Raw genomic sequence first — 13,611 nt, forward strand, 5'->3', positions numbered from 1 at the left:
CCGTGACGCTCCGCGTCACCCTTCAGTTGCGACGGGACGCGGAGCGTCCTGGGAGGCGTTACCACGCAGAGCGTGGGAACGAGCAGATCAGAACTCGATGCGTACATCACCCTTCGGCACACTGCAGCACGACAGGATATAGCCTTCGGCTTCGTCCTCTTCGGTAATCCCGCCGTTGTGCTCCATCTCTACTTCGCCGCCCAGCTTCATGACCTTGCACGTACCGCAGATGCCCATGCCGCAGGCCTTGGGGATCAGCAGGCCGAGCTTGGCCGCCGCAGCATGCACCGTTTCCCCCGGCGCCACGCGAATGCTCTTGCCGGACGCGATAAATTCCACTTGATGCAGGTCTGCCAGGTCGATCTCCGGCGCATCCGCCGCTTGCTCGGCCTGCTCCACCGCATCGGCACGGGCTTCGGGCGGTGTCGCGCCAAAGGATTCTTCGTGATAACGCGTCATGTCGAAACCGGCAACTTCCAGCAAACGCTTCACCGCGTTCATGTACGGCGTAGGGCCGCAGCAGAACACTTCGCGCTCCAGGAAGTCCGGCACCATCAGCTCCAGCATCTTGTGGTTCAGATAGCCGCGATACCCGGCCCAAGGCTCGCCCAGGCCGTGTTTTTCGCAAATCAGGTGCAGGCTGAAGTTGTCGATCCGCGACGCCATGTGCTCCAGCTCGCGGTGATAGATGATGTCCTTGGGCGAGCGGGCGCTGTGGATAAAGGTCATGTCGACGTTCGCATTGGTGTCGTAGAACCAGCGCGCCATGGACATCACCGGCGTGATCCCAACGCCGCCGCTGAGGTAAAGCACTTTCGGGCTCGGGAAGTCGATGGCATTGAACAGCCCGACCGGCCCGTGCACCGCCAGCTCCTGGCCTTCGTGCAAAGTGTCGTGCAGCCAATTGGAAACCCGACCGCCCGGCACACGCTTGATGGTCACCGAAAAGCTGTAAGGCACCGACGGTGAGCTGGAAATCGTGTACGAACGCATGATCGGCTGGCCTTCGATTTCCAGCTCCAGGGTGACGAATTGCCCTGGCTTGAAAAAGAACAGGATCGGCTGATCGGCCATGAAGCAGAAGGTGCGCACATCCCAGGTTTCCTGGATGACTTTGACGCAGCGGACGATGTGCCGACCATTGGCCCAGGTCTGGGTGGTTACCGGATTCAGGAAATTATTGGACATGTTGTTCTCCACCGCCGACGTCGGCCTTATGGTGGCGATTCTGCGTAACGCGAGAACCACCCATTTACCTATCTGCGACATTCACATACTTACGGCGACCAGCCCCCAAAGACAGGGGCTTGCGCGTCGGGATCAGATTGGGCCATGTCGCCCATGGATAAGGTTCGACGTTACGCCGGGCCCACACTCGCTCCCAACAAAGACGCGTTCTTTACGCCTTGCACAGCACCAACCGTAGCCACTATTCGCCGGCCACACAGAATGGCCATGAGGACACACACGATGGACGTCACCGCAACCTTAAGCTTGGGCGATCCGCTGGAACCCGCACGCAAGGCCACCGCGCAAATGCTGCAAGAGCGCGAGCGCACTTTTTCGCTGCCGCAGCCGTTCTACTCTGATGAGCGGTTGTTTGATATCGACATGCAGGAGATCTTCCAGAAAGAGTGGTTGATCGCCGGCATGACCTGCGAAATCCCCACCAAGGGCAACTACCTGACCCTGCAAGTGGGCAAGAACCCAATCATCGTGATCCGGGGTGCCGACGGCGTGGTGCATGCGTTCCACAACGTCTGCCGCCACCGTGGCTCGCGCTTGTGCACCAGCGACAAGGGCAAGGTTGCCAAATTGGTGTGCCACTACCACCAGTGGACCTACGAGCTGGACGGCCGCCTGCTGTTCGCCGGCACCGAGATGGGCGCCGATTTCGACATGAAGCAGTACGGCCTCAAACCAGTGAACGTGAAGACCGCTGGCGGCTACATCTTTATCAGCCTGGCCGAAAACCCACCGGCCATCGATGACTTCCTGTCCACGCTCAGCCATTACATGGAGCCCTACGACATGGAGAACACCAAGGTGGCGATCCAGACCACCTTGTTCGAAAAAGCCAACTGGAAGCTGGTGCTGGAAAACAACCGCGAGTGCTACCACTGCAACGCCTCGCACCCGGAACTGCTGAAAACCCTGCTGGAATGGGACGACGTTACCGACCCGCGCGCCGACCAGGCGTTCAAGGATCACGTGGCTGCTTCTGCTGCCGCCTGGGACGCCGAGAAGATCCCTTACGCCCACGCCAGCTTCGGCCTGCGTAACCGCATCGTGCGCATGCCACTGCTCAAGGGCACTGTGTCGATGACCCTGGACGGCAAGCAGGGCTGCGCCAAACTGATGGGCCGCATCAAGAACCCGGACCTGGGCTCGATGCGCATCCTGCACCTGCCGCACTCCTGGAACCACTGCATGGGCGACCACATCATTGTGTTCACCGTGTGGCCCATCAGCGCCCAGGAAACCATGGTCACCACCAAGTGGATCGTGCACAAGGACGCGGTGGAAGGCGTGGACTACGACGTGGAGCGCATGCGCCAGGTATGGGATGCCACCAACGACCAGGATCGCCGCCTGGCCGAAGAGAACCAGCGCGGCATCAACTCCACCGCCTACCAGCCAGGCCCTTACTCCAAGACCTATGAGTTTGGCGTGGTGAATTTTGTGGATTGGTACAGCGAGCGCATGTTGAGCAACCTGGGCGCTGCTCCCGCGCCGTACCTAAAAGGTGTGGCCGCACACGAATAACTGCCCCCCATAGATCACAATGTAGGAGCGAGCTTGCTCGCGAAAAACTCACAGGCACCGCGTTCATCCAGGGAACACGCGTTATCGTTGACGTTTTTCGCGAGCAAGCTCGCTCCTACATCAGTTCTCGCGCAAGCCCCTAGCGCCCTGCCCTCCAGCCTTTACCCAACAACTTATCCACAAAACCACCCACAGCAATTGTGGGCAAGTGCGCCGTGCTCGCAAATTAAATCAAGAAAATCCGTGACTTATTCAAATTTGCGGGTTTTATCTTGAGCTGCTCATTTATTGATCAATCCTCCAAGAGCCTTGATTAGCGTGGCTTGTAGCGGTAAGCGAACACCTTATCCACAGATGCACCAACAGACTTTGGGGGCAACTTTGTTCGGGTTGTGGAAAAGCCCTTGAAACCCTCATGAATCGGGGATATCCAGCCGTTTGAACGGCGAATATGTGAGATTTGATCAATTATTGACCAACCCCTCTAAAGCCACGCTTTATAGGGCTTGTAGCGGATAGCGAACATCTTATCCACAAAAGCGCCAACAGACTTTGGGGGCAAGTCGAGGCCTCAACCCGGTGAAAACCCGAGTAAAAACCGCAAGTTAGGTTGGTTGTTTTTCGTACAGAGGGCTGCAGAGCTTGATACACCGGGCTTGTGGACACCCGCGAACAGGTTATCCACAGGCGGATCAACAGGCATTGTGGGTAAGCCCAACATAAAGCAGGGAAGTGCGGGAGCGGGCTTGCCCGCGATTGCAATACGTCAACGGATGCATGGGTTGCTGACCCACCGCTATCGCAGGCAAGCCAGCTCCCACAAGGTTTGGTGGTGGTCAGGGTTCAGCGTACGACGCCCTCTTCTACCAGAAGCTTGAGAATCGCTTGCGCGCCCTCTTCAGCGCTCACGCCCTTGAGCACCTGCCCACCGCCGCCACTGGCCTTGGCCGTTGCGGCTTTCATACGGTCGGCACCACTCTTGGCCTTGATCACCTTGAGGCGCTTTGGCCGTGGCTTGGCCGGTTGCAACAGTGCGCCTGTGAATAACTCGTCGTGCTCAATCTCAACGTCATGGGCGGCCAGTTCACCCCGTTGCGCCGGGCCGTAGGCGCTCTGACGTGGCTTGGGCGCGGCGTTATCCACAGTGGCGAGAAACGGCAGGCGCACCTTCAAGCGCCGTCGCTGGCCGCGAGGCAGCGCCTGCAGCACCAGGGCTACGCCGGCGTCGATGGACTCCACCTGGGCCAGCCCCACAATCAGCGGCCAGCCCAGTTGCTCGGCCAAGAGGAACGGCAGCATTCCCGAACCTTCGCCGGTTTCTGCCTGGCTCCCGGTCAGTACCACCTGAGCACCGGCGTCGCGCAGATACTCACTGAGCACCGGCAAGGCATCCGAGCCGGCCGGTTGTTCCAGTACCTGCAGTTGCGGCAGGCCCATGCCCAGGTAGCTGCGCAGGGTCGGCTCGCTGACATCACCAGCGTGCAGCACCTGCAACTTATCCCCAGCCAGTTGCAGCCCCAGCTCAACCGCGCGCGCATCCTGCTCGGCGCGGCGTGGACGCCCGGAGGTGGGGTGAGCACCGATGGACACCAGGCTGAATACAGTGTTCGTCATGGTCATATCCTCAGGCTGCATCGCGCTTGGCGCCGTTGCGGTAGGTCTCGACCGCCGCGATCAAGGCGTGCAGTATCGCGGCGCTTTCGCCGATCACCGACAGGTCGGCACGCTTGATCATGTCGCACCCTGGGTCGAGGTTGATCGCCACCACCTTGTCGCAGGCACCGATGCCTTGCAGGTGCTGGATCGCCCCGGAAATTCCCACCGCCACGTACACCCGCGCAGTCACCCAGGTGCCGCTGGCGCCGACCTGGCGATCACGCGCCATGAAGCCATCGTCCACTGCCACCCGCGAGGCGCCTTCAGTAGCGCCCAGGGCCGCGGCGGTCTGGTGGAACAGCGCCCAATCCTTCACGCCGTTGCCACCGGAGAAAATGAACTCTGCCTCGGCCATCGGAATCGCTGCCGGATCGACCGCCACCGCGCCGAGGTCTTCGATACGAGGCAAACTGCGCGCCAGGCTTGTGGATAACTCCACGGGCAAGACTTCGTGGCGGGTCTCGCTGACCGGGTCGGCACATTCGGCGGCAGCGAGGATCAGACGGGGCAACGGCCGCGCCAGGTCTTCCTGGCCGGCACCGGCACGGCCGATGCATTCCTCGCCCTTGATCTGCCACACCCGCGTCGCCGGGCGCTCCTTAAGGCTGGCGGCAAAGCGCCGCCCCAGCTCACCACCACCGCTGCGGCTGTCTGGCAGCAACCAGTGGCGCGGGCTGAATTGGTTATCCACAGCGCGCAGGCCCTGCACGCGTTGCTCCGGTGCATAACCCTCGAACTCATGCCCCTCCAGCACCAGCAGTCGGTCGACGCCGGCCGTGGCAAAGGCGCTTTCCTTGTGTTCACCGAACACCACCGCCAACACCGCGCCGTCATTGCCGGCCAGTTGGCGCGCCAGGCCAAGCAGGTCACGGTCGTGGCTGCTCAGGCGGCCACCGACCATGTCCGGCACCACGTTGATGTAGAACGCCGGGGTCGGCACTTGATGCAGCGGCAATTGCACTTCCACTGCCGCGGTGCGCTTGGCCGCGCCGCCCTGCTGGGCACCGCTGCGGTCGATACGCTTGATGCCGTTGGGCCCGATAAAACCGACACCATGCACGTTTTTGCGAATGATGCCGTTGGGCCCCATCCAGCTGTGTTGCACCGGCTGCATCGCCGCGTGCAACGGGTGCAGGCGGTTACGGGCGATCCATTCGGCCCGGGGGTCGCGGCGGATAATATCGCTCATTAGTGCACCTCCGCAGGTTCACGCTTGACGGGGGCTTTGGCCGGCGCGGCGTCTTCAAGCAACGCGTCGGCTACCAGTTCGGCGATGTCCTTGATCAACGGGCGCGGTTCGACCACGCCTTCAAGCATCGCCGTGCATTGCGGGCAACCCACGGCCACCAGTTCGGCGCCGGTCTCGCGGATGTCGTCCATGCGCATATCGGGGATACGTTGCTTGCCGGGGATGTCGGTGATCGGCGCACCGCCACCGCCACCGCAGCAGCGTGAACGGAAGCCCGAGCGTTGCATTTCCTTGACCTCGATACCCAACGCCTTTAGCACTTGGCGCGGCGCCTCGTATTCACCGTTGTAGCGGCCCAGGTAGCAAGGGTCATGGTAGGTCACGCTGTTGCCTTTGTGCTGGCCCAGATTCAGCGCGCCCTCGCCGATCAGCTCGGCCATGAAGGTGCTGTGGTGCTGCACGCGGTAGTTGCCGTTGAAGGCGCCGTATTCGTTTTTCAGCACATGGAAGCTGTGCGGATCGCAGGTGACGATGCGCTTGAAGCTGTACTTGGCCAGGGTCTGGATATTGCGCGTGGCCAGCAACTGGAATGTCGCTTCGTCACCGAGGCGCCGCGCCACGTCACCGCTGTCGCGTTCTTCCAGGCCGAGCACGGCGAAATCGACCTTGGCGGCCTTGAGCACTTTGACGAAAGCGCGCAGGGTACGCTGGTTACGCATGTCGAAGGCGCCATCGCCGACCCAGAACAGCACATCGCAACTGCCTTTGTCGCTGAGCAACGGCAGGTTCAGGTCTGCCGCCCAGTTCAGGCGCCCACCAGGGGCAAACCCGCCGGGGTTGTCGGTAGCGATCAGGTTTTCCAGGACTTCAGCGCCCTTGTTCGGCGTGGCGCCTTTTTCCAGGGTGAGGTGGCGGCGCATGTCGACGATAGCGTCCACATGCTCGATCATCATCGGGCACTCTTCCACGCAAGCGCGGCAGGTGGTGCACGACCACAGGGTCTCGGCGTCCACCAGGCCGTTGACGATCGGCTGGTGCGGGTTGCCGCCGTGTTCGCCCACCGGTTTGCCGGGGTACGGGCTGCCGGCGAACTTGGCATCGGTGCCACCGGCCAAACCGACCACCATGTCCTGAATGAGTTTTTTCGGGTTCAGTGGCTGGCCCGCGGCAAACGCCGGGCACGCCGCTTCGCACTTGCCGCACTGCACGCAGGCGTCGAAGCCGAGCAGTTGGTTCCAGGTGAAGTCCTTGGGTTTTTCCACGCCCAGCGGTGCGGTTTTATCGCTCAGGTCCAAGGGTTTCAAACCGGTGGAGCGGCCGCCGCCAAAGCGTTCGGCGCGACGGTGCCAGGCCAGGTGCAGGGCTCCGGCAAACGCGTGTTTCATTGGCCCGCCCCAAGTCATGCCGAAGAACATTTCGGACACGCCCCACAGCACGCCCACGCTCAGCAATGCCGCGAGCAGCCAGCCGCCGAAGTCGACGGGCAGAATCCCGGCCACCGGCAAGGTCACCAGGAAGAAGCTCACCGAGAAGGCCATCAGGCTTTTCGGCAGGCGCATCCACGGGCCTTTGGACAGGCGGGCAGGCGGATTGCGGCGGCGCAGGTACATGAAGATCGCGCCGACAAACATCAATGTCGACGCCAGCAGCAGGGCATAACCAAGAATGCGGCTCTGCAGGCCGAAACCGTGCACCACAATCGCCAGCAGCGCCGACAGCACAAAGCCCAGCGCCGTCGCTACGTGGGTGTTGGCGATGTATTTGTCACGGGCGACTACGTGGTGCAGGTCGACCATGTAGCGCTTGGGCATGGCCAAGAGGCCACCCAGCAGGTCGACTTTGGACGCACGGCCACGGCGCCACATGTTCACCCGGCGCAAGGCGCCGAGGACGGCGAGGCCCAGGGCGGCAAAAAGCAGGATGGGAAGAAGGGTATTCAGCATGGTGAAGCTCCCACTAAGATCGTTCCCACGCTCTGCGTGGGCATGCATCCTGTGACGCTCTGCGTCACGACCTTAAAAGCAGACGCGGAGCGTCCAGGGCGGCATTCCCACGCAGAGCGTGGGAACGATCAGGTGCGTCAGAAATCCTTGCACAAGCGCAGGGCGTCATAGATGGCGGCGTGGGTATTGCGCTGGGCCACACAGTCACCAATGCGGAACAGCAAGTACCCCTCGCCCGCCTCGCTCAGGCATGGCTGCGGCTTGATCGCAAACAGCGCTTCAACGTCGATCTGGCCCTTGTTGCGCGAACCTTCCTTGAGCCCGTAGTAAATGGCCTCGTCCGGACGCACGCCGTTTTCCACCACGACCTGGTCGACCACCCGCTCCTCTTTGGCGCCGGTGTATTCGTTCTCCAGCACGGCCACCAGCTTGTCGCCCTCGCGGTAGACCTTTTCCAGCATCATGTCGCCGGTCATGATCACTTCCTTGGGGTACATGCTGCGGTAGTACGTGGGGAACGACGTACCGCCGATTGCCACGCCTGGCTTGATGTCGTCGGTGACGATCTCCACCTGGCTGCCTTTGTCGGCCAGGAAGTCGGCCACCGACATCCCGGTGAATTCACAGATGGTGTCGTACACCAGCACGTTCTTGCCAGGCAGCACCTTGCCGTCGAGCACGTCCCAACTGCTCACTACCAAGCCTTCGGCAGCGCCCCAGTGTTCGTTCTGCTCGATGAACGGGTGCCCGCCCACCGCCAGCACCACCACGTCCGGACGCACGTCCAGGATGGTCTCGGCATCGGCTGCAACACCCAGGCGCAGGTCGACTTTCAAACGCGCCAGCTCCAGTTGATACCAACGGGTGATACCGGCGATCTGGTCACGTTGCGGCGCTTTCGATGCCGTGGTGATTTGCCCGCCGATAAACTCCTTTTTCTCGAACAGCGTCACGTCGTGGCCACGTTCAGCCGCCACGCGAGCGGCTTCCATCCCGGCCGGGCCGGCCCCCACCACAACCACCTTGCGCTTGGGCCCGGTGGACTTCTCGATGATGTGCGGCACGCCCATGTATTCACGGGAGGTCGCAGCGTTCTGGATGCACAGCACATCCAGGCCCTGGTACTGGCGGTCGATGCAGTAGTTGGCGCCCACGCACTGCTTGATCTGGTCGATCTGGCCCATCTTGATCTTGGCGATCAGGTGCGGGTCGGCGATGTGCGCACGGGTCATGCCGACCATGTCCACATAGCCGCCTTCCAGAATGCGCGTGGCCTGGTTCGGGTCCTTGATGTTCTGCGCGTGCAGCACCGGAACCTTGACCACTTCCTTGATGCCGGCCGCCAGGTGCAGGAACGGCTCCGGCGGGTAGCTCATGTTCGGGATGACGTTGGCCAGGGTGTTGTGGGTGTCGCAACCCGAGCCCACCACGCCGATGAAATCGAGCATGCCGGTGTCATCGTAGTACTTGGCGATTTGCTTCATGTCCTCGTGGGACAAGCCGTCCGGGTGGAACTCGTCACCGCACAGGCGCATGCCCACGCAGAAGTCGTCACCCACTTCGGCACGTACGGCCTTCAACACTTCCAGGCCGAACTTCATGCGGCCCTCGAAAGTGCCGCCCCATTCGTCGGTACGCTTGTTGACCCGCGGGCTCCAGAACTGGTCGATCATGTGCTGGTGCACGGCCGACAATTCCACCCCGTCCAGGCCACCGGCCTTGGCCCGACGCGCAGCCTGGGCGTAGTTGCCGATCACACGCCAGATTTCTTCTGGCTCGATGGTCTTGCAGGTGGCACGGTGCACCGGCTCACGCACGCCGGACGGCGACATCAGGGTCGGCCAGTTGAAGCCGTCCCAACGCGAGCGCCGGCCCATGTGGGTAATCTGGATCATGATCTTGGCGCCATGCTTGTGCATGGCATCGGCCAGATTCTGGAAGTGCGGGATGATGCGGTCGGTGGACAGGTTCACCGACGCCCACCATTCCTGCGGGCTGTCGATGGCCACCACGGAGGAACCACCGCAGATCGCCAGGCCAATACCGCCCTTGGCTTTCTCTTCGTAGTACTTCACATAGCGGTCGGTGGTCATGCCGCCGTCGGTGGCATACACCTCGGCATGCGCAGTGCTGAGCACCCGGTTGCGGATGGTCAGTTTGCCGATCTGGATCGGCTGGAACATTGCTTCGAAAGCCATGGCACGGTCCTCGGCTTACAACGGTTTGACGGTGAACAAACCATCATCGTGGCCCTCTTCGGAGCCTCCGTAGACTTGTTCGGCGACAGTGCGGATCTTGCTGCCACGCGCTTGAAGGATCTGGTCCATGGCGCCGGCAAACCAGCCGGTGAACATGTAGTCCACTTTGCGTCCGACCTTGCCGTAGACATACACAAAAGCTGAATGCTCAAGCTTGACGCTGGCGGTGCCTTTATCGAGGTCGATGTCCTGGATCTTGAACAGGCCCCAGCCGCGTTGCGACAGGCGCTTCATGTAGTGCTCGAACACCGCGACGCCTTCCAGGCCGTGGCATTCAGCTTCTTTTTCACACCAGTGCCAGGCGGATTTGTAGCCGGCCTTGTAGAGGATCTCGGCGTAGGCGTCGGCCCCCAGTACTTCTTCGATACCCATGTGGTTGTTGACGAAGAAATGACGCGGCACGTACAGCATCGGCAGGGCGTCGGAGGTCCAGACACCGGTTTCGCTGTCGACTTCAATTGGCAATTGCGGGGCGATCTTGGCCATGGAAACTCAACTCCAGAAAATTCGTTTTGATGCCCGCCGCGCGGATGGCGGCGGGTGAAGGATTAAGCGAGCAGTGGCTTATTCGCCCCAGACGTCCTTGAGCACGTTGACCCAGTTCTCGCCCATGATCTTGCGCACCACGCGCTCGCTGTGGCCGCGCTTGAGCAGGGTCTCGGTGAGGTTGGGGAACTCACCCACGGTGCGGATGCCCAGCGGGTTGATGATCTTGCCGAAGCTGGTCAGGCGGCGGGCGTAGCCCTTGTCATGGGTGAGCATTTCGAAGAAATCCTGACCATGGCCCTGGGTGAAGTCGGTGCCGATGCCGATGGCGTCTTCGCCGACGATGTTCATGGTGTATTCGATGGCTTCGGCGTAGTCGTCGATAGTCGAGTCGATGCCCTTGGCCAGGAACGGCGCGAACATGGTCACGCCGACAAAACCGCCATGGTCGGCGATGAACTTCAGCTCTTCATCGGACTTGTTGCGCGGGTGCTCTTTAAGCCCGGACGGTAGGCAGTGGGAGTAGCACACCGGCTTTTTCGATTCGAGGATGACCTCTTCGCTGGTCTTGGAGCCCACGTGGGACAGGTCGCACATAATGCCGACGCGGTTCATCTCGGCGACGATCTCACGCCCGAAACCCGACAGGCCGCCATCACGCTCATAGCAACCGGTGCCCACCAGGTTCTGGGTGTTGTAACACATCTGCACCACCCCCACGCCGAGCTGCTTGAAGATCTCGACATAGCCGAGCTGGTCCTCAAAGGCATGGGCATTCTGGAAGCCGAAGATGATGCCGGTCTTGCCCTGCTCCTTGGCGCGGCGGATGTCGGCGGTGGTTTTCACCGGGATCACCAGGTCGCTGTTCTCACGGATCAGGGTCTGGCTGGCGACAATGTTATTGATCGTGGCCTGGAAGCCTTCCCACACCGACACCGTGCAGTTGGCGGCGGTGAGGCCACCTTTGCGCATGTCTTCGAACAGGTCGCGGTTCCACTTGGCAATAATCAGACCGTCGATAACGATGCTGTCGGCGTGCAACTCGGCTGGGCTCATCAGGCGTCCCCTTATTGGCGATTCATGCGCCGAATCGTCTGCCGGCGCTTTGGGGCCAGCATATGCCCAGGGACCGACGGAGCCGGGTGCAAAAACGACAGGGGAATTGCCGAAAGCGTCAATCCGCGACAAAGCCTGTGAAGACAGGCCCCACGGTCGGCTGTTCTTTGTCTTACGCTTGAGCCAGAATTGCGCATCACGTGATATGAGACGGCGCAATGAAATCGATTTTCCTGGCTTTGGCACTCATCGCAACCACCGCCCACGCGGCCGAAGACACCGACAGCACGCCGTGCGACGGTATCGAGAACGACCAGCAAACCTTGGAATGCGCCACCTACAACAAGACCACCGCCGAGCAATTGCTCAAAGATAACTATCAGGGGTTGCTGGAGCGCATGGGTTCGACCTACGGCAGCGACAAGACCAAACTGGCGGACATTACCGCCCGTCTGAAGGACGCGCAGCAGAAGTGGGAAAAACTGCGCGACGCCGATTGTGCAGTGGACACCTTCCCGGCAGTGACCGGCACCAAGGCCTATGCGATTGCGCACAACGACTGCCTGGCGCGCATGAGTGATGAGCGGTCGGAGTTTTTGGAGTCGATTGGCCAAGAACAGTAACTATATTCCTACAATAGAAGCGTCCCACTGTCGCTTTTCGCTACCTGACGCTGATTTAAGGAATTTTCGGCATGCAATGGCTTCCATCCCCACCCACCGACAATATTTATAAGTTGCTTGCTGTATTTGGTTTATGGCTAATTGCAGGTGCGCTGACACTGGTGTCTATTTTTTCTTATCTGGACTACAGGTTCCAAAAAGAAACACGCGAGGAAAGCCACCATTCGCAAACGGAGCAAATGGTAAACGATTTCACTAAACGCATTGAAGCACTTGAGAAAGGCACACCGGAGCTGCATAAAATCGCAGATCTGCCGGAGTCATTCAACAACGACGTCACCTTCCTGAAGAACAGCCTCGCTATACAAGAAAGAAAACTTTCTACATACAAAGAACGAGAGAAAGATAACCTCGACACGTTCATGGACTATCTGCTCGTCCACGAAAAAGAGTTTTATATTTTCATCGGTCTGTACGCGACGCTCACGTCACTGTGCACGGTGATAGGTTTTAGCCGCTGGTTTCAGAAAATACAAAAGCCCGGCGAAGTACTGAATGAGCTAGATATTAAAATCAAAGAAGCAAGCTTATTGAAACTTAAGATAGAAATTTCCCAACTTCAACCAATGAGCAAGACAATAGAGCAGCTCTTTGAATTGCATTTCAATAAGCCCTTTCCTGAAGCCTCTCCCTCGCAAAGGACCCGCTCATGACCATCTGCGGCATCGAAATCAAAGGCAGCGAAGCCATCATCGCCGTCGCCTCCCTGGACAACCAGACGCTGACCCACGTCGCCCTGGCCACCAAGAAAATCGCCCTCGACGATGACGACGAAGCGGCCAACGTAAAAGCTTTCGCCGCCCAGGTGAAGGCGTTCGTTCAAGCCAACGGCATCACGCGCATTGCCATCAAGAAACGCAGTAAAAAAGGCGAGTTCGCCGGTGGCCCGACGACGTTCAAGATCGAAGGGGTGTTTCAGTTGCTGGATGGGGTGGAGGTGACGCTGCTGTCGCCGCAGACCATCAATGCGCAAAACAAGAAGCACAGCTTTGATCTGCCGACGACGTTGAACAAGTATCAGCATGAAGCTTATAAAACAGCCTGCTCAACCCTGATGAAAAAGTAATTACCCATCAGCTTTTGACGCAGTGTTCCAAGCCGTGACCACCGCCTTCGTATTCAGGCGTGTAGTAGTACTTAACGAAAGACACTTTGCCCTCCGGGGTTGACGTCATTTGTGCGACCCCCACGCCGAAGTCTTTCAAGACAGGGTCGGTGTGAGCAAAATAAACGCCCAGCGCGTCCGAAGTCCCGGCGGCCATTCCGTCATAACGGGACTTGTCTTCCAAGGTCAAGGTGAAGGTGTAGGCGGCGTACTTGCCAGTACTTTGCTTGGCGTCGAGTGCCATATCAACAACACCCTTATAGCTGCCTATATGTTTATCCTGGCCGGTACATTCATAGCGCCCGCTGTAGTCGGCTCCGGTGAAAGGTGCAGACGCCTGGGCTGCCCACGCCGGGGTGGTCGCGAACGCGATGACAGTAACTAGTTTTCTAAGCATGCCAACCTCTTCTGGTTAAGTAGTGACTTCCTGGCCTGCGTGCTTCATTTCAAAAGCATTTGGTCAAGAGCC

12 protein-coding genes are annotated in these 13,611 nt (G+C 60.0%); 4 read left to right on the forward strand and 8 right to left on the reverse strand.

Going from position 1 to position 13,611, the window contains the following annotated elements; translation table 11 throughout:
- Positions 1-87: 87 nt before the first annotated feature.
- On the reverse strand, positions 88-1,188 hold the full coding sequence (gene gbcB / locus BT204_RS00545) for a glycine-betaine demethylase subunit GbcB (protein WP_014720237.1): 1,101 nt from the start codon (positions 1,186-1,188) through the stop codon (positions 88-90).
- 282 nt (positions 1,189-1,470) lie between these two features.
- Here gbcB and gbcA point away from each other — a divergent pair, with 282 nt between their 5' ends.
- Entirely contained in the window at positions 1,471-2,766 is a 1,296-nt protein-coding gene (gbcA, locus tag BT204_RS00555) for a glycine-betaine demethylase subunit GbcA (RefSeq protein ID WP_032894948.1), read from the forward strand.
- Positions 2,767-3,609: 843 nt separating this feature from the next.
- On the opposite strand, the gene BT204_RS00565 is transcribed toward gbcA, so the two are convergent.
- The 6 genes from BT204_RS00565 to BT204_RS00590 all read right to left on the reverse strand — a co-directional run bounded on the left by BT204_RS00565 (position 3,610) and on the right by BT204_RS00590 (position 11,354).
- Positions 3,610-4,380, reverse strand: coding sequence for an electron transfer flavoprotein subunit beta (locus BT204_RS00565; protein ID WP_072445713.1), 771 nt, complete (start codon positions 4,378-4,380; stop codon positions 3,610-3,612).
- Positions 4,381-4,390: 10 nt separating this feature from the next.
- A complete protein-coding gene (locus BT204_RS00570) occupies positions 4,391-5,611 on the reverse strand; it encodes an electron transfer flavoprotein subunit alpha (protein WP_054898202.1) in 1,221 nt (406 codons plus the stop codon).
- Complete coding sequence (dgcB, locus tag BT204_RS00575) at positions 5,611-7,554, reverse strand: dimethylglycine demethylation protein DgcB (protein ID WP_057976533.1); 1,944 nt, start codon at positions 7,552-7,554, stop codon at positions 5,611-5,613. Before dgcB ends, BT204_RS00570 begins: the two co-directional genes overlap by 1 nt.
- Positions 7,555-7,691: 137 nt before the next feature.
- Positions 7,692-9,752, reverse strand: coding sequence for a dimethylglycine demethylation protein DgcA (gene dgcA, locus BT204_RS00580; protein ID WP_054898200.1), 2,061 nt, complete (start codon positions 9,750-9,752; stop codon positions 7,692-7,694).
- Between the two features lie 15 nt (positions 9,753-9,767).
- A complete protein-coding gene (locus tag BT204_RS00585; protein ID WP_008033249.1) occupies positions 9,768-10,298 on the reverse strand; it encodes a DUF5943 domain-containing protein in 531 nt (176 codons plus the stop codon).
- A gap of 78 nt (positions 10,299-10,376) precedes the next feature.
- Positions 10,377-11,354 carry a dipeptidase gene (locus tag BT204_RS00590; protein ID WP_032879065.1) on the reverse strand — a complete coding sequence of 326 codons (978 nt, stop codon included), beginning with the start codon at positions 11,352-11,354 and terminating at the stop codon, positions 10,377-10,379.
- Between the two features lie 218 nt (positions 11,355-11,572).
- Between BT204_RS00590 and BT204_RS00595 the strand changes: the two genes are divergently transcribed.
- The 3 genes from BT204_RS00595 to BT204_RS00605 all read left to right on the forward strand — a co-directional run bounded on the left by BT204_RS00595 (position 11,573) and on the right by BT204_RS00605 (position 13,103).
- Positions 11,573-11,977 carry a lysozyme inhibitor LprI family protein gene (locus BT204_RS00595; RefSeq protein WP_034128881.1) on the forward strand — a complete coding sequence of 135 codons (405 nt, stop codon included), beginning with the start codon at positions 11,573-11,575 and terminating at the stop codon, positions 11,975-11,977.
- 71 nt (positions 11,978-12,048) lie between these two features.
- On the forward strand, positions 12,049-12,690 hold the full coding sequence (locus BT204_RS00600) for a hypothetical protein (protein WP_054898198.1): 642 nt from the start codon (positions 12,049-12,051) through the stop codon (positions 12,688-12,690).
- Positions 12,687-13,103 (forward strand): DUF3010 family protein, encoded by a 417-nt coding sequence (locus tag BT204_RS00605; RefSeq protein WP_054898197.1) that lies wholly within the window; start codon positions 12,687-12,689, stop codon positions 13,101-13,103. Before BT204_RS00600 ends, BT204_RS00605 begins: the two co-directional genes overlap by 4 nt.
- Positions 13,104-13,110: 7 nt before the next feature.
- Here BT204_RS00605 and BT204_RS00610 read toward each other — a convergent pair whose 3' ends face one another.
- A complete protein-coding gene (locus BT204_RS00610) occupies positions 13,111-13,539 on the reverse strand; it encodes a hypothetical protein (protein WP_072445575.1) in 429 nt (142 codons plus the stop codon).
- Positions 13,540-13,611 lie beyond the last annotated feature (72 nt).

Origin of the sequence: Pseudomonas sp. NFPP02 (genome assembly GCF_900119355.1) — a bacterium.
In the GTDB taxonomy this organism is placed as follows: domain Bacteria; phylum Pseudomonadota; class Gammaproteobacteria; order Pseudomonadales; family Pseudomonadaceae; genus Aquipseudomonas; species Aquipseudomonas paracarnis.

Excerpts from the sequence above, each read along its gene's own strand:
- gbcB (WP_014720237.1), bottom strand. The coding sequence starts at position 1,188 with ATGTCCAATAATTTCCTGAATCCGGTAACCACCCAGACCTGGGCCAAT.
- gbcA (WP_032894948.1), top strand. The coding sequence starts at position 1,471 with ATGGACGTCACCGCAACCTTAAGCTTGGGCGATCCGCTGGAACCCGCA.
- BT204_RS00565 (WP_072445713.1), bottom strand. The coding sequence starts at position 4,380 with ATGACGAACACTGTATTCAGCCTGGTGTCCATCGGTGCTCACCCCACC.
- BT204_RS00570 (WP_054898202.1), bottom strand. The coding sequence starts at position 5,611 with ATGAGCGATATTATCCGCCGCGACCCCCGGGCCGAATGGATCGCCCGT.
- dgcB (WP_057976533.1), bottom strand. The coding sequence starts at position 7,554 with ATGCTGAATACCCTTCTTCCCATCCTGCTTTTTGCCGCCCTGGGCCTC.
- dgcA (WP_054898200.1), bottom strand. The coding sequence starts at position 9,752 with ATGGCTTTCGAAGCAATGTTCCAGCCGATCCAGATCGGCAAACTGACC.
- BT204_RS00585 (WP_008033249.1), bottom strand. The coding sequence starts at position 10,298 with ATGGCCAAGATCGCCCCGCAATTGCCAATTGAAGTCGACAGCGAAACC.
- BT204_RS00590 (WP_032879065.1), bottom strand. The coding sequence starts at position 11,354 with ATGAGCCCAGCCGAGTTGCACGCCGACAGCATCGTTATCGACGGTCTG.
- BT204_RS00595 (WP_034128881.1), top strand. The coding sequence starts at position 11,573 with ATGAAATCGATTTTCCTGGCTTTGGCACTCATCGCAACCACCGCCCAC.
- BT204_RS00600 (WP_054898198.1), top strand. The coding sequence starts at position 12,049 with ATGCAATGGCTTCCATCCCCACCCACCGACAATATTTATAAGTTGCTT.
- BT204_RS00605 (WP_054898197.1), top strand. The coding sequence starts at position 12,687 with ATGACCATCTGCGGCATCGAAATCAAAGGCAGCGAAGCCATCATCGCC.
- BT204_RS00610 (WP_072445575.1), bottom strand. The coding sequence starts at position 13,539 with ATGCTTAGAAAACTAGTTACTGTCATCGCGTTCGCGACCACCCCGGCG.